Consider the following 24,106-nt stretch of genomic DNA (forward strand, 5'->3'; position numbering starts at 1 on the left):
TAACCGCTCTACTTGGGCTTTCAGCCGTGATCGATTCCTGCCTGAACCAGCCTCCATCATCTGCTGGTAGGTCATGTAGAATCGCCCGCAACGATCTCCAAATACCTTCCCATGCCGGTAGAGGATGGCGTACAGAACTCGTAGCGGCTTCTCTTCAACCAGCCGAATTTCCTGTAAGTCCTCATCGCAAAGCTCTCCATCCTTGAGCCTGGTCGATCGGGACGGCCTTATACCCTTATAGCAGGTGTAGCAGAGCTTGTAACAAATGGCGCTAATGATTCCATCTGCGCGTTCCGGATCGTACAAACTGGTGCTGCACTTCGCCCATGTCCATTGGCGGAGTTCGCGTTTGGCGGCCCCGTACGTGTAGCCGCATTCTTGAATGAAGTGTTGAGCCAGCTTATACACCGCTTGTCCATAAGCTGCACCGCCCTGACTAATCCCTTCCTGTAGTAACCTCCTGACCTGTTCGGCATTTCTTTCCGTTGTCGGCTTCTGATAGATCGACAGCGGTTTTATAGAGACCGCTAACTCGTCGTACTGCAAAGCTTCTGACCTTAGTGTCACTGGAAACCCAACTCCTTTAGGCGAGTACTTGCACCGTGGCATTAGAATATATAACGAATTCGGGTCAACGTTTAAGTGGAGTTTCAAATTCATTCGATTATTTCAAATCACTGGGCAGTACCCCGTTCATCTCTGCTACAAGGGTCAACATTCTGCCGGATACGCGGGTGATGGCATTCTCAACAGCTATAAGTTCCTCGAAATACCGACTCGAATTCTCATCCCACTGATTGGCGCGTCGCATCATTCGGGCAACTCGTATACTTTCCATTTCAAAGGGAAAGTCAATTTGCTCATCGGGTTGCAAGCGATACTGTTCTCGGAGATACCCTTTCTCCTCTTCGGTCAACGTCTCCCACGTGATCGTCTCATACTCCCCTGTTGTGAGTGCTGCCTTATTACCGACTGCATTCCGATTTCCTCTCAATTTGGCTGGGTTGTTTGGCCCCTTGCTCTTGCCGCCGTGCAAGCGACATCTCCCGTTCTTCATGGGCAGATTGTTACAGCTCGTCCCGCTGCGGGTTCTCGCTCCGCAGACATATTTCTGGCCTCTCATCATAGACTTGCGCCTCCTCTGAATAACCTGCATAGCGTTCGTGTTTGAAAACTTGGGTGTTCAGTTTTGCCCAACAACGTTATGAATACCTTATTTTCGTTCCTGTTTATTACGGCTAGGGAGTATCTAATACTGATTTTCATGTCCTCTGTCGCTATAGGCAACCGTTCATCCTCGTTAGTAAGTGCGGCATATACAGCCTTTACCGTGTCTGACTAACGAGCCTAGGCGCTGCGAAACCTTTCGCCGAGTTCGAGTGAGTTACTACCTCTCGGGCATAGAACGGTGATCTTACCGTAAATTCACGGTTGCACGTAATTCCGGGTGATTCCATAGAAAAGACCACTCAAATTCAAGTGGCCTGTGGTCATACCGTTTAGTTATCGTTCTGTAGTGTGGCATGTTCGAAGTATCCATTCGCTACTTGGCTGAAGTTATTGCGGTTGAAGTTGTCCCAATTGATCTTGGCTGCGGTCGTTCTATCGATAGTGATTTTCATAACAGGCTTGTTCTCAACTTTACCGTATGTGTCTACTAGCGGGAGTTGCCAAATTATAGTGACCTCCTCCATCGTGCTCATAGCGAACAGTTGCTTGAATACATCCATGGACTGAAACTGCATCCGGCTTTTCGTCGATCCTCCAGCATTGTCGGCTAGTAGGGTGGCGACAACGATATGATCATCCGGCCTTGTTGTTCCCTGATGTTCATTCACCTGCAAGCTCATGATTCGTTCGCCGCCAACGCTGCTTTTGGTTCCGGCAGTTTTGCTGATAACCGTTCTGACTTGCTGTTCGACTAGGTTATCCTGCTTTGCAATGCTGGTGGTTCCTGCCACTCGTGGCATTGTCGGTTGCGGCGAAACCGTTGGATCGTCTTCGTTCATCGAGAACAAGCTGGCTACAAAGACACCTACGATGAGCAGAACAATTCCGAAACCGAGACAGCCGATGCAACCTTGCAATGCGTTACTGCTTTTGGATGGACTTTTCCCATTCATTTTCGTTGATTGCTGAGACAAAGTGGCCGTTGAATTCGTGTGGGGACTCCCTTTAGGAACGGTGGGGTTCTTCTGCAATGGCTATGCATCCTTTCATTAATCAGTTGGCATAGCCATAATTATACAACACAAAAATACTTTTTAGTATTATTTCATGATACTTTTCTGCCTATTACCCTTGTTTTTCCCATTGTCTACACTAATTTTGAGGTGTTGAACGTGGCAGATATTCTAAAGGCGGTTGGCGGCAGAATTAAAGAGATTCGGAAATCCAGAGGATTGTCCCAGGATCAGCTTGCCGAGAAAAGCGGCTTTCACTTCTCATACGTAGGCGGAGTGGAGCGTGGTGAACGCAACGTTTCGCTGGAGAATCTAGCCAAGATTGCGGATGCCCTCCATGTGCCCGTTAGAGAACTATTGCACTTCGATGATTCTTTATCTGAGGAGAAGGATAAAGCCCAGGATGAGGTTATTGCTATTCTGGATACGTTGGATATCAAGAAAATTCAGATGTTTAAGAAAGTGCTGATCGAGATTACCTCCTCCTATGCGGAGAAGGACTCCTAAGGCAGCCCGGCCTTCATCCCGCTCTATGCGGCGATGAAGGTTTTTCTATCTGAAACACAAACTGGATTAAGCAGTCCGCGAATCGTATAAATACAGTTAAGAGCCAGTATCCACTGAGCCATCATGACTGTAACATAATGAACAACAATCTTGATATTGCCGACTGGAATCAATCAGACCCGGCAAACTCAAAGAGGATTATTCCTTATGTTACAGATGAGCGCAATCAGGCTAATGCTGTTACTTTCAGATACTACGATAGATTGACTTCTGCACGAGATAAAGAAAACCACAATACGAGATTAGTCGTATTGTGGTAAAGGGGATAACTTTCTCTACAATGCATCTTTTACTGAGAACCTGGTGACTTGAATATGATCAGTATTTAGAATATGCAGTATATCTCGACAAAATCTCCGTAATTCTTCTGCTTCTTCTGTCACTTGAATTTTTAACTGTATTTTGGCCTTTATCAGATTCGGACCATCTATTATCTCCAAGACCTTGAACACTTTTACATGTTTATTGTTTAGAAGAAGGGACCAGCTTCGTATAAATGATTTGATTAACTCCAAATTAAACTTATCAATCTGTTCACTTGTAATAATTTCTAATTCTAGAAGTTCTCCTTTCTTAGGAGTTTTGTTTAGCGGAGAGTATACCTCTTCAATTTTGTCCCAATTGATATTTGCCATTTTTTCACCCCGTTTTTAAAATGCTGGTGAGAATCTCCTACCACCAGGTAAAGACTTCGCTAATTCCCTAAATATGATGGCCGCTGCGGCTGCTGTACTAAGCTCTGTGAGGTTTCCATCATCTTCTACATAGTACATAGAATAAATCGCTTGACCCGGCTCTGGAAAACTAATTCGCATTTTCACATTACCTGCCAATGTGATTCCCGACATTGTCTCAAGAGTCTCACCTTCAGTCAATCCACCTAACGATTTATAAAGTTCAAGTTGCGGTTTGGGATCCGCGCCATGTAAAGGCTTCACTTCCCAAACTTTTTTTCCTAAGACAATATCAGCTTCATACTTTGTTTTCTTTCCATTGTTATTCGCTTTAAGGCCCTTCTCTAATTCTGGGTTCTCTCCGTACATTTGCTTTAGTTTTTTGGCTACATTGATTTGTGCTATTTCATGAAGTGGTGTAAACAACTGAGTATATGGTTCTTTCATAGATTCAGAACCAACTGTATAAGAAATAACATTTGCTCCAAAAACCATATTAGAGCCTTCATAATCAGCCAGTCTACCAGTGTTGTAAGCCTTTGAAATAAGGTTAAGAGCCCACCCCCAGGTATGTCCTGTTGGATCAACCCTAGTTAGAGGATTGTTTTCTACATACGTATACAAATTCAAACTCAGTGGGTTACTAATCTGGCCCTCATACGTATCCTTATTAATAAATCGACCTATACTCGGATCATAATACCTTGCTCTTAGGTAATAAAGCCCAGTTTCTCTGTCCAGGATCTCCCCTGCGTACAGAAACGGGTTCCTAACTGTTTCCCGGGAAGGAAACACGTTCCCCCACTCGTCATAAGAATAACTATTTTTGATGTTCCCCGCTGTATCGACTATTTGTATCACATCGCCATGTCCGTTATACAGATAGTAGTAGTGCTTGCCAGTGGCTGAATCTTTTTGAGACAATACCCGATCTGGTCCCCAGACATAATTAGCTAGTATTGTGTTGCCAGCATCCGCTTCAGCAATAACTTTGCCATTATTGTTATAGACGTACCGAACGGTTTCAGCAGGTGTGGATTTCTTGGTCCGCAACCCATCAGGCCCGTAGTAAAAGTTAGTTATCCCTTGCTCGCCACTTACTTGCGTAAGTTGATTCCATACGTCATACGAATACGCTCCGGATTCCAAGCTTCCAACGTATTCTCCTACAGACTCGAATCGATTCCCAATAGAATCATAGCTATATTCGGCCCATGTCCCATTCGGTCTGGAAATGGTCTTCAATCGATTCAGACGGTCATACTGGTACGTGGTTGTCCCTTGATCATCGGTTTTTGCAGTGATGTTCCCGTTATCGTCGTACTGATACTCAAAACGGGAAAGCAGTTGAGTTCCTTTGTAGTTGGATACTTTCTTGAGTCGCTTCAAATCATCATATTCTTCGTACACAGTACTCAGATACGTATTATCCGTTAACTTCGGATAAATGATGGAATATAAAGTTCCATTCGGGTTATACGTGTACCTGGCGTTGACGGCATCCGATGTGTTTGCAACGGAGGAACCGTCCGTCTGAACAAACTCCAATCGATCTTTGCTATACTTAAAAAGCGTACTGTAATTCGTGTTGGTTATGCTTGTTAGCGCACCTAATCGATTGTACTCGCTAGTGACGGTTTGAGTAAATCCTTCACTAACGATAGACTTGGATTTGACCTGTCCTGCAGAGTTATAATCGTAGTGAAGCGAGCTTAGAAGACTGCTCCCAGCCCAAACTTGAACCTTTTCCGGTCCGAACGGCATCGCGTTGTAATAGGTGCTCCACTTCGAGCCCGAAGTGCAAGGATTTTGTTGAGCACATTGAGCATTGACTTTGTTGCGACCCCATTCGTCATATGCAAGTTCGAACTTTTTGCCATTTGGATCTGTTCGCTTTACGGTCTGCAACAAGGCATTGGACACATATGTTTCTGGTTGCTCGGCTGGCCCAACTTTCTCCTGGATAGCTCCAAGTTCATTGTACGACTTTGTAATTACTTTTCCATCAGCCAACGTAGTCGTTTGGAGTTGCCCAAGTGTGGAGTATGCATACGAAGTTGTTTCATTCTTGGCATTTGTCACACTTGACAATCGATTCAATTTATCATAGCCAAAGGTTGTCTGATAAGACGGGGACACGTTGTATGAGCTGGGATCGCGATAGACAACCACATTCCCCAAAATATCGTACAAGTAGGATTCCGTTACGACCTTGGACGTAGATGGCCATGACGGATACGCTTTCCGACTGCTGACTTGATCGAAATTATTATAAAATGTCTCTACTACGTTGGATTTCAGCCCATTGTTAGTCGGATTCGAACGATAAGCGGTCACATTGGAGGCGGCCACAAAAAAGCCAGTGGTTTTTTTCTGAGCAATGTCGCTGTCCAGTCGAAATAGATTTCCCCAAGTATCGGTTCGCTCCGACACATTACCCCAGTCATCGTAAGCATACTGCTCCGTGTTTTCTTCAGCATCTTTCGCATAAATCGGTCTACCTACCGTATCATAACGATACTGTGTTTCCACTATATCCCGATTATTCTGATAATCCTTGAACCTGCTTAATAAAAGTTGTCCCTGACCGTTATAATATCGCTCCCGCTCATTGAATAACGGCCCAGCACCGTTAACGATCAAATATGATCGAACCTTCATGGATTTTGTATTGGTATTCACAGCATCAAAATCCGATGTGGTCACTCCTGTTACAAACTCAGTTCTGTCTTCAGCCGCATATGGAATGCCATCCAATGATGTGTATGCAGGGAATTTTATGGTGATCGTTCTTCCTAACGCGTCGTAGAAAAATTGCTTTTCAATATTGTTGTTATCCTTTTCAGTTTTGACTTGTCCGCGAAGCATCCCATATGTATACGTATTAGTCGATGTTTTTATTTGATTTGCTTCATCCGTATAATACGAAACCATACTAGAGGGGAACACGAAGTAAGTGCTCGAATCGAATATGTTTTCCGTTTTAGCTGTTTTGCCATCCTCCAGTAAAACGATGATGGTTTCTTTCTCCACTTTATTCTGATTCATCGTATACTGATGTACCGTGACTTGCCCAAGGGCATTCGTTGCCGTAAGTACCCTGCCATTCGCATCATACGTGTAGCTTTCCGATGAAGCCACCGGGTCTGTCACATTCTGATACCAACTCTTGCCGTTAAGCAACGAGCGGTTTGTAGGATGATAAGTAAAGGTTGTCGTATATTTCTGCTTCTCCCCTGAATAGAATAGACTGGCTACTAGAGGTTGCGTAATAGAGGATACTCCGCCCCAATCATAATATGTGTTTTCTACAAATCGCTCAGTGACTAAATGGATCGGACTGGAATACTCTTCCAATTTGGTTACGAGAGGTTTAAATTTGTATGTGGAGTGAAAGCTGGAATAGCTCGTTACAAGCTTCTCATTGTTCCCTACCAAAACTTCAACCGAAGTATTTTGCCGAAGTCCATTGAACGTATATGTGGTACGCAAATTGGTTTCTCGAATCGTTGCTTGGGAGTCATACGTGTAGGACTGCGGCAAGGAATTATCCGAATGATACGTAGGGTATCCGCTAACATCTCTCGTATAGGTATAATCCACATGATGCAAATCACCGGTTTCTACCCACTGTCCTCCGCTTAATACATACTTTTGATCGTAGCGAGTCTTAATCCGATAGGCCTGATACAAACCATCGCTTCCCAGATTACGATTGACAGGTTCATATTCGTACTTGCTCTGACTTAGCGGGTACGCAACCTTTGTTAATAAAGCCGATTGGGAAGTACCGCCATACAGCACCGTCTTTTCATCAAAACGAAAACCAATGGATGATATCTGATAATCAAAATACATACTCAATGCGGTTGAAGTACCCTCCGCTTGTGTAACTCTCCAAAGCTTCGGCTCATATCTACCATTAATGTTGTCTCTCATTTTCGTATACTTGACTTGATACGTGTCGGAAACACCAGGCAAAGAAACGGTTACCGTAATATCTTCTCCAGGAAATGCCGGGTAACTGCCATTTATCGTACTTTGATAGCTAAATGCAATGATTCTTCCGATCGAATCTACAATTTCAGAGATAAACGGGTAGGAGCTGCCATTAATCGTTCGATTGGTGTAACTAAATTTGATTTCATTGTTAAACCTATCCTTGATGCCTAACAGGATTCCAGAAGAAGCAAAATAATATTTTTTAAGATCTGCACCTGTAAATACATATGCGGAGCTATACTGCCCGTTACTGTAGGATTGATTGTCAATGGCGAATATAACATCATTGCCCTGGTACAGCTTCAAATTGGTTCCGCCTTGGTTGAAATCCACTTCGTATACGGCTCCCGAGCCATCATGAAAATGGCGATACCCGCCCTCGATTTGAACGGACGGAAAGGCAAATGCCCAACCGTTACCGAGGTCGTATCGGTTTCTTAAATAATTGTTGCTGTCTACATAGTTGGATATATCGGTATCACAAACCTCATAATAGTAGTCAATATAGGAATACAGGTAGTAATCATAGTCCGGTACGTCAATGGTTTCTACCGACCATCCGACATACCATGTGTTGGGATCCTGTGCTGCTGCATACCCGGCGGCATCCGCGTCGGAGTAACTGATATAAGTGCCCGCGTACACAATACCATTAAAAAAATGATCCAAATACAAGTCGTACTCATGGGTGACATTCTGGTACACGGGAATATAGTGAGGCTCCCATTGACAATTCGTCTCTGAGTAACCCACCCGCTTGGTTCCAATCTCGGCCTGGGCAGAGTTGTAAATTCTGGACAAGTTGAGATTCAATCCATCTCTTCCCGGCAGACTCAAATCATGTTGAATCAATGTCAATGAGCCGGTCTGCGGGTCAATCAATTCTTCTGACTGATTGCGGTCAGCCAGATTTGGCTTTTGGCTTTCATTCACAAGCTGTGGATTTACTCTCCCGTTCAACTCAGCTATAATGGCACTGTTCAAGTCAGCCATCGCCGTCTGAGCAGTTGCACCAAACAGAAGTATAACGAGAAAGAATGCTCTACATATGTTTATCATATGTCTTTTCATTGTCTTCCCTCCGTTATAGAGGATTCCTGGCGCGTCTCTTTATACTGCTGTATAACATCTTTTAACGGCAGATTTTGTCTCTCCGCAATAACCTCTAATTTTTCCAATGTTATTTCAGGAATCCCCTTAGTGTCGCTATCCAACAGTCCCTTCGATGCCATACGCCGGCTGGTCTGTAGATCGCTCTGGCTGCGGCTTTGTTTCTGCATCTCAACAATCCCTGCAAGTCCACTTCTTTTATAGGTGTCTATTAGCTCCACCATAAGTTGAGATTCTTCCCTCTTTTTCATATCAGATTCTTTAGTTTTCCTGTTACTAGAGTATAGAATGGAAAATGCATATAAGATTTCCCATTGCTGTTGTACGGTTAATCCGCTTTGCTGTAAAGTGAGATATTCATTTGGAAACTGGTCGATCAATTGTATGACCTGCATCTTGTCCTGTGATTCGAGTCCTTTACTAATCAAGTACCAATCGATTTTTTTGGATTTTTGCTCTTCCAATAGCTGTTTAGGATCTTGACCGTACTTCAGTCCCAAGCTGTAAGCCCAACCCACATCCTGAGCGTCATAGCCTGCACGAAGTAAAGAATTGTATTCTTCCTGCTGCAGGTGGTACTTCATGGACTCAGCAGGAACGTTCATCCTTGTTTTTTGTTCAATGGCACTCCAATCTTTTTGTTCATCCTTTTTCGCATCGAGTAAAGATTGAATGCTTTGGTTGCTTCTTGCAGATAATTCGTTAGCCTTTAACAGGTCTTTCATGCCATATCCCTGCTGGAACCATTCCGCGACTTCCGTAGGTGACGTTGCTTGATCATTTCGCTTTATGGACGGTACATCCAGACGAATCGTACTATTCTCCGTCCCGTAGCTTCCCTCGGTGGGCGGGACTGGGGAATGTTCGGGCAGTATGATGTCCGTTGCCGTGGAATTCTTGCTTTCTTTCATAACTCCAGGAACAATCCCCGCAGCAAAGAGGACCGAGAACGATCCGAAGCTACTGGAAACAAGAAGGAAACATAAGAGATAGGGAATGTATCTTTTCACGCTTTTCATTCGCAGTCACTCCAATTTTTTATTAGAAATGTTTGCTTGCAAAATTTTATATACTATACTCTATCTTTAAAGCAGTAAGTGAATTATGGTTGAACTACTTGTTGAAGAACATTCCCATTGTTGTCATATGTATATTTCAATTTCTCTCCCGAACTAAACTGGATATAGTCAAGCCTACCTTTCGAATCATACTTAAACTGTTTGTTCCCTGAATAAATGAGTAATGTTTTACTTGGCACTGATAGGTTTCCCGCTTCATCCTTTGCTCGAACTGTAATTTGATATAGCCTATTCATTTGAAAATTGGAATAGGTAAACGTCGGTACTGCACTTGATCCAATTTGGTTTGACTTATCATAAATGTAGTAGGTGGATACACCGACATTGTCGGACGAAGGTAACCAAGAAATAGTAGCACTCGCTCCATTTCTAGTTAAGATATAAGGAGTAGATGGAGCGGTTGGCGGTAAAGAATCAATAATAACAGACAAGGCATCGCTCATTGGCGACACATTTCCCGCTGCGTCTTTAGTACGTGCAGTAAAATGATACATAGTGTTGGGAAGTAAAGTGAAAAAAGGGTCTTGTCCTGGGGTGGTCCACGTCAATTGCCCATCTTTGAAATATTCGGTACTTGTCACCCCGACTTCATCGTAGCTATTAAATGCATATAGAAGAATGAAGTATGGGTTGCTCTCGTAGTAGGCTTCATAAGTTAATGAAGGTTTTGTTGGTGCTATTGTATCTGCAAGGGTTTGAGTAGTTGCACCAGAACTAAATGCCGATTCATTTCCAGCTATGTCCTTCGCTTTAACCGTAAAAGTATAAGAAGTATTTTGCGTCAATCCTGTACACGTATAACTTGTAATTGATCCAGAAACATCTTTTGGATTGCCGCACCCATTGATAATATAACTGTATACCCCAACATTATCTGTCGATGGATTCCAAGCGATGGATATCGATGTCGCTGTTCGATTCGTAATTACCACACCGCTTGGTACTGAGGGAGCGGTGGTATCAGTGGTATACCCAACGTATAAACTTGGTGCCGCATAAGGCCCCCCATCATCCCAAGTAGCAAAACTATTGCTAGATATATTTATTGCTTCTACTCTCCAAGAAGTAATGCCAGCTTTATTGATTGCAGTAGCAGGCAATTGAAAAGTTGTATATCCGTATCCATAATTAATTCCAGTGTTTACAGATAAACTTGCAACTAGTGGAGCATTGGCGCTATAGTCGGAGGGATCCAGGGTCGGACCAAAATCATAGGAGTACAATCCTAATGTAAACGGATTTGTGGTTGTATTCGTTCTCCAATTAATATAATCCGTATGAGTTAGAAGTGCTGTTGATATAACAGCATCTGCTGGGATAGAGCTTGTATCATACTTTACAAAAGACTTTCGTATATAAATGGAATCTTGGTAATTGTCAAGCGTATATTCAACATAATATTCTGAAAATGTATCAATTTCCGAACTGGAAGGCGAGTTCTGATATTCGTCCATAATATAATACTTATTTTTGATTGAGCCTCTATTCACCGTGTTATAAAAAACTGCTGGATCCAGTACCATGGGATAACTTAAGCCTTCGGTATTAATAATTAAATCAAGGTATGTTCGATTGCTCTCTTTTCGAAGTGATTGTTTTACCAACCTGATAGTTCCATTCGAGTCTTCAACAAAAGCTGGGCTAATTTGCAATTGTCCAGCACTGAAGTCGTCCATGATGTTTCCTTCAACCTCAAATGAAAATAATTTTGGTGCCGTATCATCCCTCAAAATAATGGATTCTTTTATTCCACGTGTATTTGCCTCAAGTAATACATCCGTACTCTTCCAAACCTCGTAATACTTAATTTGATTATCATAGACCGCATTCATCACCCCCAAACTATTATTGGCAGTAAGTGGGATAAACGTCAGAGTGTCATTACCTCTGCTAATGGAGTAGCCATCCGAATATTGTTTTGGAAGCAGAGAATGGTAATTGGTCTGTAATGTTCGAAAATAGCCTTCTGAGAGATTATTTTTCTCTTTAGCAATAATAGTTCTATCTATTACTTTGGGGAGATGTTTAGCCGCTTCTCTTGAGATCTTTACATTCCTAACTGCTTCTATAAATTCTTCGTCGACAAGTTTCGTCTTGACCTCCTGATAATTACCATCTTCATCCTCGTAATGAATTGGTTCACTACTAATGTACGCTACGAAACTACCGTCTTCTAAGAGAAATTGTTTACTCGTTTGATTTCTTAATTCAGGAAGTTCTCTCACTATTTTTTTACCTTCTACAAAACCTAAACTTTCGCTTATTTCAATATTTTCTATATCCTTCGATCCGGTTGAGTACTTGATAAAATTTAAGTGATTCATGTTCTCTTCATCCAATTGTACGCTCTTTAACTCAGGCACTATTTGTCCAATTGCTAGATTCGGCAAGAAGTTTAATATCCAACAAATTACCAATATAAACATGAGCACATTCTTCATCCTGAATTGCATTCTTCGACATCTCCCTAGAATATAGTTTATTTCCACTAATTTTCTATATACTTTATCGCCTCCATCTTTCAGGAAAACCTTAATCCCATTTATTTTATTTGAGTGTTCCACCTGTCGGAAACTGTCACTTTTCCGTTTTCATACCTGTTTTATGCTTTTTTGTGGTCATTTAGAAAAATATTAGGAATCTGGTACGTTGCACAACGAGAACTACGGCACAATTGCATGGTTTCTACGATTCAACTCCCCTCTGCCCCACTGCGCGAACTCCCAAAAATTCATTCATTGACGCCAACTCGCTCGACCCTTATGATGGCTATAGGATGTATCTAAGATGTATTATCCCTGTAAAACAGTTGTATACATCGAGATGAGCGGAGGAAATGCGACATGATTCATTTGATCTGGAGTCCCAAGAAAGCGGAGGCATTGTGGCGGCAAGGCCGCGATGCGGAAGCGCCTTATTGGGCGGAGATATTAAAATATGCAGGGCTCGCCTATCACGAGTGGACGCTGGAAGCTTGGCGCGAGGTACAGCCCGAGGGGCTGACCTTGATCGCCGAGCTGGACGTTGCCGACGCGGCCGAGTCCGCACAGCTGGCGGCGCTGTTCACCGCCTACTGCGCGCGTGGCAACGCGATCCTCGTCGCCGGCGGCACGCACGGCCTCGACGCGACGCTCGGCGTGAAGCGCATCCAATCGATCCGCGAAGGCTGGATCGACTGGGCCGAGACGAGCTCAAGCGGCGCATCAATCGCTGCAGCAACAGAAGCTACCGCCAAGCCGTCGCTGGCCCAAGGGCTGCGCAGCTCGTTCCACTTCTTCGGCGCGACGCTCGTCGAGCTCGCGGCGGGTGCCGCCGAAGAAGTGGAACCGCACGGCGCGCTGCTGCCGCTGGCGGCCACTGTCCCGGCTGCCGGCTACCCCGCCGTCACGATCCGCGACGTCGGCCCAGGCGCGGCCGCGCTGCTAGCCGTCGACCTACCGCGCACGTGCCGGCTCATTCAGGACGGCGTCGCCGTGCTGCGCGACGCCGTCCCCGCTCCGGATGGCACGGCCGCCATCTGCGACGACATTCTCAAAGCGGACGACGGCGGCGTCCTCGACTGGGACCGCGATCGCGATCGGGTAGAAGAGGAAGGTGCTCCGTTCTTCCTCCACCCGATTGTCGACGAGTTCCGTGTGCTGCTGTTGCGGCTGCTGCACCACCTGCACGCGAGGATCGGGCGGCCGCTCGCACAGCTGTGGTTCTGGCCGGAGGGGCTCGAAGCGATCGGCCACATCTCACACGATACCGACGGCAACGACCCGGCCGGCGCCCGGATGATGCTCGACCGGCTGCGCGAAGCCGGCATCCGGTCGAGCTGGTGTACGATCATGCCGGGCTATGATGCCGACATGTACCGCCGGATCGTGGCCGAGGGGCACGAGATCGCGATGCACTACAACGCTCTGGAGGCGGAGGGCGCTTATTGGGATGAGGAGCTGTACCGCGCCCAGCTTGCTCAGCTTCGTTCCCAGCTGGCCGTATCCCATCCCGACCCGGCCGACGCCGACCGCACCCAAGTCATCGCCAACAAAAACCATTATTTGCGCTGGGAAGGCGACGTGCAGTTTTACCGCTGGTGCGAAAAAAGCGGCATCGTCGTCGAGCAGAGCAAGGGCGGCACGAAGCAGGGGAACAAAGGGTTCCTCGCCGGCACCTGCCATCTCTACCGACCGGTCTCGACGCCGGCGGAACGCAATCGCCTCATGAACGTGTACGCGAATCCGACGCTCGCTTGGGACCCGCCAATGCCGATCCGCTGCACACAACCCGAAGCCCAAGCGCTAATCGACCGGAGTGCCGACGTTTACGGCGTAGCGCATTTCCTGTTCCACCCGGCGACCATGCTCGCATATGAACCCATCGGACCGAACTTCGTCGATCTCGTCCGATACGGCACCGGGCGCGGCCTTGCCTGGTGGACGGCACGCGAGCTCTACGAATGGCAAGAACGCCGCAACGGCGTCAGCGTCGACATCGATTCGCACGACGACGCCATCGTGATTACCGCGCAGCAGCCGTGCAAAGGACTCACGCTGCTGCTGCCGGAAGACACCGCCGTCGACCCAGATGTGGCCGCAGCGACAGCGGCGGGTATTCATTCGGCTACGATCCGCTGCGCCCAATCCGTCACGCGTTTCGGCATCCGTCACCGTCAGTGGATTCTCGATATCCCAGTTGGCGTGACTCGCATCCCGCTCCAGAAATCGAGCGATCTGGCTGTGCAAGGGTCAAAATGACTCTGCAAAACACGAAATCAAGCGGCCGAGCCGTGCACTCTTCTCATCCATAAAGACATCCAGTTCTTACTCCAAAAGCCAAAAAACCGTCGGCGTCCCCACCTCTTGATGTGGAACCCGACGGTTTTCTCTACTAACAAACTATTTCCCAGCCAACAAAACATCCAACGCCATATTCAGCTTCAGCACATGGACGCGCGGCTCCCCGAACAAGCCTAAATCGCGCCCTTCCGTGTGATCGTCCACCAGTTGCTCCAGCTGCGCAGCCGACACTCCGGTCAACCGACTGATCCGCGGCACCTGCACGCGAGCCGATTCCGGCGTAATATGCGGGTCCAGCCCCGAGCCGGAGTTCGTCAGCAGCGCCAGCGGAACTTGCCCCGAGGGCACCTCCGGGTTCAACTTGTTCCACTCCTCGATCGAAGCCTCCATCCGCTCCTGCAAAGCCGGATTGGACGGCGCATAGTTGTTCGAGCCCGAAGCCTCCGCCTTGTAGTCGATGCTCGATACGCGGCTCTGAAAATGCTTCGGGTCCTCAAACTTCTGCCCGATCAGCTCCGACCCGACGACCGCCCCGTCGGCGCTCTCGATCAAGCTGCCGTTCGCCCGGCCCGGCATGAGCACCTGAGCGACGCCCGTGCAGACGAGCGGATAGATGAGGCCGCACAGCACGAGGAACACAAGCCCCGCCCGAATCGCGACCCACAGCGAGACTCGGGCACCATGCCCGCCTCCCCTCTCACCGCGTGCGCCGCCTCCGCCTTCCCACTCGCCGTCTGCACCCACGCCAACTCCTTCCCGCTCACCGCCTACTCCTGCGCCACCGACCCACGCATCCTGTTTCACAGCGCATCCAGTCCCTTCTAATTAGAAGCTCGCCTTTTCATCTCCGCCATGCCTTATCTCTACACTAATCCGCAGCTTAAATCCACAAATGCACGACCAAATCGATCAGCTTGATCCCGACGAACGGCACCACGACACCGCCCAGCCCGTAGACGAAAATATTGCGCTGCAGCAGCTTCGTCGAGCTCATCGTCCTGTAGGCGACGCCCTTCATCGCCAGCGGGATGAGCAGCGGAATGATCACGGCATTAAAGATTAACGCCGATAATATCGCCGACAACGGCGAACCGAGCCGCATCACGTTCAGCGCCTCCATCTCCGGAATCGCCACCGTGAACATCGCCGGGATGATAGCGAAGTATTTCGCCACGTCATTCGCGATGCTGAACGTCGTCAAGGCGCCGCGCGTCATGAGCAGCTGCTTGCCGATCGCGACGACCTCGATGATCTTGGACGGATCGGAGTCCAAGTCGACCATGTTGGCCGCCTCCTTGGCGGCGACCGTCCCGCTGTTCATCGCCAGCCCGACGTCGGCTTGCGCCAACGCCGGCGCGTCGTTCGTGCCGTCGCCGGTCATCGCGACGAGCTTGCCCTCGGCCTGCTCGCGGCGGATGACCGCGATCTTGTCCTCCGGCTTGCTCTCCGCGATGAAGTCGTCGACCCCCGCCTCGCGGGCGATCGTCGCAGCCGTCAGCGGATTGTCGCCGGTACACATAATCGTCTTGATGCCCATCTGACGCAGCTGGTCGAACCGTTCCTTCATGCCCGGCTTAACCGTATCCTTCAGATAGATCAACCCGAACACTTGGCCATCCACCGCGACGGCCAGCGGCGTGCCGCCCTCCATGGCGATTTCATCGCCTTTCGCCCCCAAGTCCGCCGGCACCGTCCCTCCCAGCGATTCCACCCAGCGGCGGACCGCATCGACGGCGCCTTTGCGCACGCGCCGACCGTCCTTCAAGTCGATGCCGCTCATCCGCGTCTCCGCCTTGAATTCGATGAACTCCCCGCCAACAGCCACAGACTCGTCATACGCTAACCCAAGCTTCTTCATCAGCTCGAGCACGGAACGGCCTTCCGGCGTCTCATCCTTCACCGAGCCAACCGCCGACCACGCTGCCAAAACCTCCATCCGCTCCGAACCAACCGGAATGAACTGGCTGGCCATCCGATTGCCGAATGTGATGGTTCCCGTTTTGTCCAGTATCATCGTATTGATGTCGCCGCTCGCCTCCACCGCTTTACCGGACATGGCCAGGACGTTGAACTGCGTCACCCGGTCCATACCGGCAATGCCGATCGCCGAGAGCAGCCCCCCGATCGTAGTCGGGATCAGACACACTAACAGCGAGATCAGCACCGGAACCGAAAGCTCAATCTCCAAATAACGCGCGATCGGAGCCAGCGTCACGACCACAATCAGAAAAATAATCGTCAAGCTGGTCAGCAGCGTGTTCAAGGCGATTTCGTTCGGCGTCTTTTGCCGCTTCGCGCCCTCCACAAGCGAGATCATCCGATCGATGAACGATTCCCCCGGATCGCTCGTAATCCGCACCTGAATGCGGTCGCTCACAACACGAGTCCCGCCCGTCACCGAGCTGAAATCGCCGCCCGCTTCCTTAATAACCGGCGCCGATTCCCCCGTGATCGCGGATTCGTCGACCGAAGCCAGTCCTTCCACCACTTCGCCATCGCCCGGAATCATTTCTCCCTGCGCCACGACTACCAGATCCCCTTTGCGAAGCTCCGTCGAAGGCACTTGCTTCACGACACCGCCAACCAGCTTGTTCGTCGTGATCTCCTTTTTGGACTTTTTCAGCGAGTCGGCCTGCGCCTTCCCCCGCCCTTCCGCCAGCGCCTCCGCGAAATTCGCGAACAGTACGGTGAACAGCAGCACGAAGAATACCGCAAAATTAAACCCAATCGCATCCTCCGTCCCGAAGTACCCGGGCAGCACCGTCATCAGCAGCACCACAAACGTACCTACCTCGACCACGAACATAACCGGATTTTTCATCATCGTGACCGGATTCAGCTTCACCAAGCTATCTATGATCGCCTTCCCGACGAGTTCGCCGTTCAGCAGCTTCTTACTCCTGCTAGTTGCCATGTCGATTCCCTCTCCTCTTCCCTAACGGATCGTCAGATGCTCGGCGATTGGCCCCAGCACGAGGGCAGGCAAGAACGTCAACGCCCCGATGATAAGCACGACCCCGACCAGTATGCCGACAAACAGCCCATTATCCGTACGAAAAGTGCCGATCGTCTCCGGAACCCACATTTTCCGCTGCATCGACCCGGCCACCGCCAGCAACGCGATCATCGACACGTAACGTCCGAACAACATCACAAGCCCCGTCGAAATGTTCCAAAACGGCGTATTGTCGCCCAACCCCTCGAAGCCCGAGCCGTTGTTCGCCGCGGATGAGACGTACTCATACAGCACCTGCGAAATGCCGTGGAAGCCCGGATTCGTGATTGCCGCCCGCCCCGACTCCGCAGCTAATGCCAACGCCGCAGGCGCCAATATAATGAAGGGATGCATCAAAATTGCGATCGCGATCAGCTTCATCTCCCGCGGCTCGATCTTGCGTCCGAGAAACTCCGGCGTCCGCCCGACCATCAGCCCGCACAGGAACACCGCCAGCATCGCGTACATCAGCATGTTGACGAGCCCGACTCCTTTTCCGCCGAACACGCAGTTCAGCATCATCAGCGCGAAAGGAGTGATTCCACCCAGCGGGGTAAGCGTATCGTGCATATTGTTGACCGATCCGGTCGTCGCAGCCGTCGTTACCGTTGTGAACAAGGACGATTGCGCGATGCCGAAACGCACTTCCTTGCCCTCCATGCTGCCCTGCGACGCGTCGACGTCCAGCCGATTCAGCACCGGATTGCCATTCGTTTCCGCCGCATAGACGAGCGACAGGAACAGGACGAATATGATCATCATGCCGGAGAAAATAACCCAGCCTTGCTTGCGGCTCCTCGCGAACAGCCCGTACGTGTAAGGCAGCGCAGCCGACAGCACCCACATCGACAGGATCTCGATTACGTTGGTCAACGGACTTGGATTTTCAAAAGGATGCGCCGAATTGACGCCGAAGAACCCGCCACCATTGGTGCCGATGTGCTTGATGGACTCCAGCGCCGCGACCGGCCCGATGGCGATTTGCTGCCCTTGCCCTTCCAGCCCGGCGACCGTCAGCGTAGGCTTGAGCGTCATAGGCACACGGAGCGCCACCAGCAGCAGCGTCACTACAAAGGCGAACGGCAAAAACACCCGCGTATGCGCCTTGACGAAATCCTCGTAGAAGTTGCCGATCGTGCTCCCTTTGCTCGTAATTCCTCGCACGAACGCCATCGCGATACAGAGCCCCGACGCCGCGGACGTGAACATCATCATGGTGATGACGATCATTTGCGAGAAATAGGACAACCCCGACTCCCCGCTGTAGTGCTGCAAGTTCGTGTTGGTCATAAAGCTGATGATCGTGTTAAACGACAGCGTCTGCTCCATATTGCCGATCCCGTTCGGGTTAAACGGCAGCGCACTTTGCAGCCTTAGCAGCGCGTATCCGATAGCAACCAGCACGATGTTGGTCAGCAGGAAGCTAAGCGCGTACCCTTTCCAAGTCATGCCCCTCCGTTCCCGCAGCCCGATCAGCGCGAAAATCGGCCGTTCCGCCCAGGCAAACCAGAGGTCCGTTCCATTGGTCTCATTGCGGAACACGTTATACAAGTAAGTCCCTACCGGCTTGACGAGCAGCACCAGCAGGACGACGACGACGGCAATTTGCAAAATGCCCATCCTAAATTCGAATCCTCCCTCAGCCTGCCGCTAAATTTTTCCGGATGGATCAAGGCGTGCATCATCTGCAGTCCCCTCCCGAGTCTTCGACAACCCGGCCGCACCAAGCCGCGAATCCGGCGAACAGGGCATACCCTACCGCCAGCATGGCGAGCATTGCCAGATCCCACATCGTATTGTCCTCCTGTAAAATGAAGTTACGCTCAGATGTTACCTACCGGACTAGCGAATCCAGCAGAAACGGCACGTTCTCGGTATTCGAATGCACCACGTAGTTCGCTCCGAGCCCTTTATAAATGAGGCGGGGCTGCTGCGAGCGAGTGACGACCGTAATCGGCTCCGACGTCCACATCCGGCAAATCTGAATGAATCGGCAGCTCAAGACGAGGCTACTCTCGAATAAAACGACCTTTCCTATGGGAAAAGGAGGGATCAGCCAAGTACTTTCATCGGTAGTATCCACTACCACTATTTTCTTTACACCTAATGCTTCCCACTTCTCGATTTCCTTGGCGCTGTTGGTTAGCGCGGCCACGGACGCTTTGTGTGCGACCAGTTGCCGCAGGAATTGCTCCCCCGCGCGATGCGGCGCCGAAACCAACAGACATGCGGATGGTTTCTCCATGTTCGTTCTTCTCCTCCTGATGATAGAAGGGACGATCCACAAAAAAAGAAGCCGGAGAGGAGACAGCGCTCCTCCCGCGACTTCCCGGGCATAGCGGAATAAACCCGCCCTGCCGAGTGCCCGCGATCGTTGCCTCTCCCTTACGCTTACGAGGTTAGCTGTCGGATTCGGGCGAGAGAGTCGCCCTACCTGGGGTGCGGCGGATCCGCATGCGGATGCGGACTTGAGGATGCCGTTCCCGAGGATTCACCCCTTGGAGCCGCTTAAGTCGGCAGCGTCCGGTGGGTCCCCCGTTCCTTTTTTCCATGCCAGGATTCAGCGAAAACATTTCAAATGAAATCCAGTTATTGCCCCATTTTCACGAATGAACACAGCAAAAAACCACAGAGGCCTGAGCCCTGTGGTCGTCAACCGATCACAAGCACCATCATCCTCTCTCCCTATCGCCTACGAGGTTAGCTGACGGATTCGGACGGTGAGAGTCGCCCTACCCGAACCGGAGTCCATGGTCTCCTGATTCGGGATTCACCCCTGCGGCTTCGCCGACGGCTCTCACACCGTCCTGCTGCACCGCTGTTGGTTCCCCCGCTTTCCGTGACGAGCACGGAAATTAAGCGCCGCAACCGATTGTTCGGCTGCTCACTTGCATGAATCGTATGTTACGCCTGCGCTCGAGAGCTGTAAAGGGAACCCGCACTCGATAGGAAGTCACAATCGACCGTGCTTCCTCCGCTTGATCGTGGAAACTCTCGAATACTCTTTGATGCTTTATTTTTCGTTGGTTTTCTTATTTTTTACGAAAATAGATGAGATTGAGAGCTAGCAGCTGAATAATGAAGGAGCGGGGTCCGTGATTACGCTTTCACTTCCCGAAATCGGCCGAAAATCAAGGAATACCAGCGATTCCCGTTTTTTACAAGGCGCCTCCGCGGACGTATGATCAGGATCAAGCTCGAACCGGGTTTGTTAGGCGTTTATTTAAAGAAGGAGTGCGACACACTATTATGAAGCAAGCGCCTAGCGTGGATCATTTGGATGTTTACTTTTTTCATAGAGTGGATGCGGGGAGCACCGTATTATTGAGATTAACTTGCGAAGGAGCCCACCCCAGATGTCCCATTTTCGCCGCAAAACGCCGGAAGAGCTGTTGAAATCGATCTATAAGCTGCATGCCGGCCGGCTGAAGGTGTTCATCGGGGCGGTGAGCGGCTCGGGCAAGACGTACCATATGCTGCGAGAGGGCCGACATCTGCGAGAGCAAGGCATCGACGTCGTGATCTGCGCCGTCTCGACCTTGCAGCGCCCCGAGACGGTGGAGCAGCTCGGCAGCCTGGAGCGCGTGCCTAGCATCCGCTGGACCAAGGACGGCGTCGAGCGCAAGGACTTGAACCTCGACGAGCTGGTGAAGCGCAATCCGGAGGTCGTGCTGGTCGACGGACTCGCCCATCGCAACCGGCCGGAGGCCAGGTTCCCGACGCGGCTCGAGGATATCCGCTATTTGCTCGGCCAAGGGATCAGCGTCATGACGACGGTCAACGTATATGAACTCGAAGGAGTAGCCGAGCTAGCGCACAAGCTGACCGGCCTCGTCGTAGAGGAGACAGTGCCGGAGGAGGCGCTGGAGCTGGCCGACGAGGTCCGGCTCATCGACGCGACGCCGCAGTCGCTGCTGCAGCGCCTGTCGGAAGGCCACCTGCAGCATACGAAGACACCCGCGCTATTCCAGCGCGGGAATCTCGCGATTCTGCGGGAGCTGGCGCTGCGGCTCATGGCCGAGGGCGTGAACGAGACGCTCGCCAAACACCGCGAGGAGGAAGGGCTGATCGGCCCTTCCGGGGCGGCGGAACGCATCCTGGTCTCCGTGCAGTACCACTGGAACGGCTCCATTCATATTCGCCGCGGCCAACAGATCGCCAAACGATTGAACGGCGACATGGTCGTCATTACGTTCGTGAACAAACGCCGGGCGCTCTCGAATGACGCCGCCGCCTTCCGGCGCTCGATTGTGAAGCTCGTCGAGAAGCTCGAGGTTTCGTTCGAGGAGCTCCCTCTCCGCTCGCGCCGCCTGTTGCCGACGGATCTTGTACGTCATGCCCTCCGCCACAACGTGACCCGGCTGGTGCTCGGCCATTCCAAGCAAACCCGCTGGCAAGAGCTTTGGCAGGGCTCGATCGTGAACGACATTCTGAAGAAAACGCGCAACATCGACGTCTTCCTCGTCGCCGATCGGGCGGAGCATCAGGGCGAGCGGATTATGCCGGCAAAGGTTCGAGACGCGCAGCGGCAAGGGCCGAGAGACGGGGTATCGACTGCCGGGGATGTATACCGTCGGCTCAGTACGGACGAGGTTGAGGAGAAGATCGGCCAGCTGCGCCGCGGCACGTTCAAGGTGTATATCGGCGCCGCTCCGGGGGTTGGCAAGACGTACACTATGCTGCGGGAAGGCAACTATTTGCTGAAGAAAGGCATCGACGTCGTTATCGGCTTGCTCGAGGCACATGGACGGCGGGAAACAGCGGAGCAGGCCGGCGATCTCCCGCTCATCCCCCGTTTGCAGACGGTCTATAGCGGCGTGACGCTGGAAGAGATGGACGTGGACCGCATTCTGGAGCGGAATCCCGAGGTCGTGCTGGTCGACGAGCTGGCGCATACGAACGTGCCGGGGAGCCGGCGGAAGAAGCGGTACGAGGATGTCGTGAAGCTGCTGGAGGCCGGCATCTCCGTCATATCGACGGTCAATGTGCAGCATCTTGAGAGCTTGAACGATGCGGTCGAGCAAATCACCGGGGTCCGTGTCCGCGAGACGGTGCCGGACTTCATGCTGCGCATGGCCGACGAGGTGGAGCTGATCGACGTGGCGCCTCAGACGCTGCAGGATCGGCTGCGCGCGGGCAAAGTGTACGCGATGGAGAAAGTCGAGCAGGCGCTGGAGCATTTCTTCAAAACCGGGAACCTCATTGCGTTGCGGGAGCTGGCGCTTCGGGAAATAGCCGACGATGTCGACGAGCGGCTGGAGTCGTGGCAGCGGCGGAATTCGCTGCGGGGGCCGTGGCGGCGAGAGGAAGTGATCTTCGTCTGCGTCAAGGGCATAAGCGCGAATGCGGAGCGATTGGTGCGGCGCGGCTTCCGGATCGCCTATCGGCTGAAGGCGCGCTGGGTTGTCGCTTATGTGCAGGACAGCCGTGCGAGGCTGTCGGCGGAGCAGAAGCGCAAGCTGGACTGCATCCAGGATCTGACTACCCGGCTGGGCGGGACGTTCGAGGTGCACGAAGCCGGCTCCAAACGGGAAGCGGCGGAGCTTATACAGCAGAAGGCCGATGCCTACAAGGCGACACAGCTGATCATCGGACAATCGTCCGGCGGCAAGCGTTGGTGGAGCCGGCTGTTCTCCGGGTCGGTCGTGCAGCCGCTGCTGCGCAGCGCCCGACATATGGATGTGCTCGTGGTGGCGGATTTCGATCCGAATGTGAGCGTGGATGAGCGGTAACGAACAGTAGCGTTGCACGTTACTCTACTTGAACCAGCCTTTGTTGCGAAACCAGAGGTACATGCCAAGCCCGATGCAAGCCATGACGGCGAGGGCGCCGAAGTAACCATACTGCCAGTTCAGCTCCGGCATATGGAGAAAATTCATCCCATAAATGCCCGCGATAAAGGTTAACGGCATGAATATTGTAGTGATTACGGTGAGCGTCTTCATGATATTGTTCATCCGGAACGAGTTCACGGAGATGAAATTGTCGCGGATGTCCGCCGTCATCTCCCGGTTCGCCTCGACCATCTCGGACAGCTTCATCAGGTGATCGTGCACGTCGCGGAAGTACGCCATATGAAGCTTGATCCCCTCAAGCTTCTCCGAGTTGATGACCCGGTACAGCATGTCCCGCATCGGGATGATCGTCTTGCGGATCTTCAGCAGATCGGCGCGCAGCTCGAACACCTGCTCCATCATCTGATGCGACGTCATGCCCATCTCGTTGTTCTCCAAGCTGAGCAGATGGTCCTCGATCCGATAGACGCTCGGAAAATAGTAATCTACGATCTTATCGAACAGGATATACGCTGCGTAGAGCGGCCCTTTCTCCAACAGCTTGGCGTGGGCGGTCAGCTTGGCGCGGAATTCGTCGATCTCCTGATGCGGCTTCTTGTGATACGTCACGAGGTAGTTGGGCCCTAGAAAGACGTCGATCTCCTCCGCCTCGAGCGTCAGCCGGTTCAAGCTGTGCAGCACGAAGAAGATGTGGTCCTCGTACGGATCCATCTTCGGCCTCTGCAAGTAGTTGACACAATCCTCCACCGCCAGCGGGTGAAAGCGGAAATGCGTCTCCAGCTGCTTCGCCTCTTCCTCCGTCGGGCAGTCGAAGTCAACCCACACCCACTTGTGCTCCTGCTCGTGCAAGCTCTGTAACGTCGTTAAGTTCCCGATAGGCTTGGCGTGTTTGTCGATCGCTAGTACGTGAATCATGGCGG

Annotated in this window: 15 protein-coding genes and 2 riboswitches; of the genes, 3 read left to right on the forward strand and 12 right to left on the reverse strand. The window is 50.9% G+C overall.

What is annotated here, in order from left to right:
- The 3 genes from PKO02S_RS17310 to PKO02S_RS17320 form a co-directional block, all read right to left on the reverse strand.
- Positions 1-567: hypothetical protein (locus PKO02S_RS17310; protein WP_164821515.1), on the reverse strand; the 567-nt coding region annotated here is incomplete at its 3' end.
- A gap of 97 nt (positions 568-664) precedes the next feature.
- The gene (locus PKO02S_RS17315) at positions 665-1,126 is read right to left on the reverse strand and encodes an HGGxSTG domain-containing protein (protein ID WP_127585098.1); all 462 of its coding nucleotides are present in this window, start codon (positions 1,124-1,126) and stop codon (positions 665-667) included.
- A gap of 373 nt (positions 1,127-1,499) precedes the next feature.
- Complete coding sequence (locus tag PKO02S_RS17320) at positions 1,500-2,201, reverse strand: hypothetical protein (protein WP_127585099.1); 702 nt, start codon at positions 2,199-2,201, stop codon at positions 1,500-1,502.
- Positions 2,202-2,342: 141 nt separating this feature from the next.
- On the opposite strand from PKO02S_RS17320, the gene PKO02S_RS17325 reads away from it, so the two are divergent.
- Positions 2,343-2,690, forward strand: a complete 348-nt coding sequence (locus tag PKO02S_RS17325; RefSeq protein WP_127585100.1) for a helix-turn-helix domain-containing protein — start codon at positions 2,343-2,345, stop codon at positions 2,688-2,690.
- A gap of 335 nt (positions 2,691-3,025) precedes the next feature.
- On the opposite strand, the gene PKO02S_RS17330 is transcribed toward PKO02S_RS17325, so the two are convergent.
- The 4 genes from PKO02S_RS17330 to PKO02S_RS17345 all read right to left on the reverse strand — a co-directional run bounded on the left by PKO02S_RS17330 (position 3,026) and on the right by PKO02S_RS17345 (position 12,068).
- Positions 3,026-3,385: a hypothetical protein gene (locus PKO02S_RS17330; protein ID WP_127585101.1), complete on the reverse strand. Its 360-nt coding sequence runs from the start codon at positions 3,383-3,385 to the stop codon at positions 3,026-3,028.
- A gap of 15 nt (positions 3,386-3,400) precedes the next feature.
- Positions 3,401-8,497 (reverse strand): RHS repeat domain-containing protein, encoded by a 5,097-nt coding sequence (locus PKO02S_RS17335; RefSeq protein ID WP_127585102.1) that lies wholly within the window; start codon positions 8,495-8,497, stop codon positions 3,401-3,403.
- Positions 8,494-9,555, reverse strand: coding sequence for a hypothetical protein (locus tag PKO02S_RS17340; protein ID WP_127585103.1), 1,062 nt, complete (start codon positions 9,553-9,555; stop codon positions 8,494-8,496). The genes PKO02S_RS17335 and PKO02S_RS17340 overlap by 4 nt, the downstream gene beginning before the upstream one ends.
- An 83-nt stretch (positions 9,556-9,638) precedes the next feature.
- Complete coding sequence (locus PKO02S_RS17345) at positions 9,639-12,068, reverse strand: fibronectin type III domain-containing protein (RefSeq protein ID WP_127585104.1); 2,430 nt, start codon at positions 12,066-12,068, stop codon at positions 9,639-9,641.
- Positions 12,069-12,458: 390 nt separating this feature from the next.
- Here PKO02S_RS17345 and PKO02S_RS17350 point away from each other — a divergent pair, with 390 nt between their 5' ends.
- On the forward strand, positions 12,459-14,354 hold the full coding sequence (locus PKO02S_RS17350; protein ID WP_127585105.1) for a polysaccharide deacetylase family protein: 1,896 nt from the start codon (positions 12,459-12,461) through the stop codon (positions 14,352-14,354).
- Positions 14,355-14,495: 141 nt separating this feature from the next.
- Here PKO02S_RS17350 and kdpC read toward each other — a convergent pair whose 3' ends face one another.
- From kdpC to PKO02S_RS17370, 4 genes are all read right to left on the reverse strand, one after another.
- Positions 14,496-15,062 (reverse strand): potassium-transporting ATPase subunit KdpC, encoded by a 567-nt coding sequence (kdpC, locus tag PKO02S_RS17355; RefSeq protein WP_246067104.1) that lies wholly within the window; start codon positions 15,060-15,062, stop codon positions 14,496-14,498.
- 214 nt (positions 15,063-15,276) lie between these two features.
- The gene (gene kdpB / locus PKO02S_RS17360; protein ID WP_127585106.1) at positions 15,277-17,310 is read right to left on the reverse strand and encodes a potassium-transporting ATPase subunit KdpB; all 2,034 of its coding nucleotides are present in this window, start codon (positions 17,308-17,310) and stop codon (positions 15,277-15,279) included.
- Positions 17,311-17,331: 21 nt separating this feature from the next.
- The gene (gene kdpA / locus PKO02S_RS17365) at positions 17,332-19,011 is read right to left on the reverse strand and encodes a potassium-transporting ATPase subunit KdpA (RefSeq protein WP_127585107.1); all 1,680 of its coding nucleotides are present in this window, start codon (positions 19,009-19,011) and stop codon (positions 17,332-17,334) included.
- A 214-nt stretch (positions 19,012-19,225) separates the two neighbouring features.
- Positions 19,226-19,636 carry a hypothetical protein gene (locus PKO02S_RS17370; protein WP_127585108.1) on the reverse strand — a complete coding sequence of 137 codons (411 nt, stop codon included), beginning with the start codon at positions 19,634-19,636 and terminating at the stop codon, positions 19,226-19,228.
- A 128-nt stretch (positions 19,637-19,764) separates the two neighbouring features.
- A riboswitch (cyclic di-AMP (ydaO/yuaA leader) is annotated at positions 19,765-19,967 on the reverse strand.
- A 98-nt stretch (positions 19,968-20,065) separates the two neighbouring features.
- Positions 20,066-20,263: riboswitch (cyclic di-AMP (ydaO/yuaA leader) on the reverse strand.
- Positions 20,264-20,747: 484 nt separating this feature from the next.
- Here PKO02S_RS17370 and PKO02S_RS17375 point away from each other — a divergent pair.
- Complete coding sequence (locus PKO02S_RS17375; RefSeq protein WP_127585109.1) at positions 20,748-23,123, forward strand: universal stress protein; 2,376 nt, start codon at positions 20,748-20,750, stop codon at positions 23,121-23,123.
- Between the two features lie 24 nt (positions 23,124-23,147).
- Here the strand turns inward: PKO02S_RS17375 and corA are convergent, their stop codons facing one another.
- Positions 23,148-24,101, reverse strand: a complete 954-nt coding sequence (corA, locus tag PKO02S_RS17380; RefSeq protein WP_127585110.1) for a magnesium/cobalt transporter CorA — start codon at positions 24,099-24,101, stop codon at positions 23,148-23,150.
- Positions 24,102-24,106 lie beyond the last annotated feature (5 nt).

The organism is Paenibacillus koleovorans NBRC 103111, from assembly GCF_004000845.1.
GTDB classification, from domain to species: Bacteria; Bacillota; Bacilli; order Paenibacillales; family NBRC-103111; genus Paenibacillus_AA; species Paenibacillus_AA koleovorans.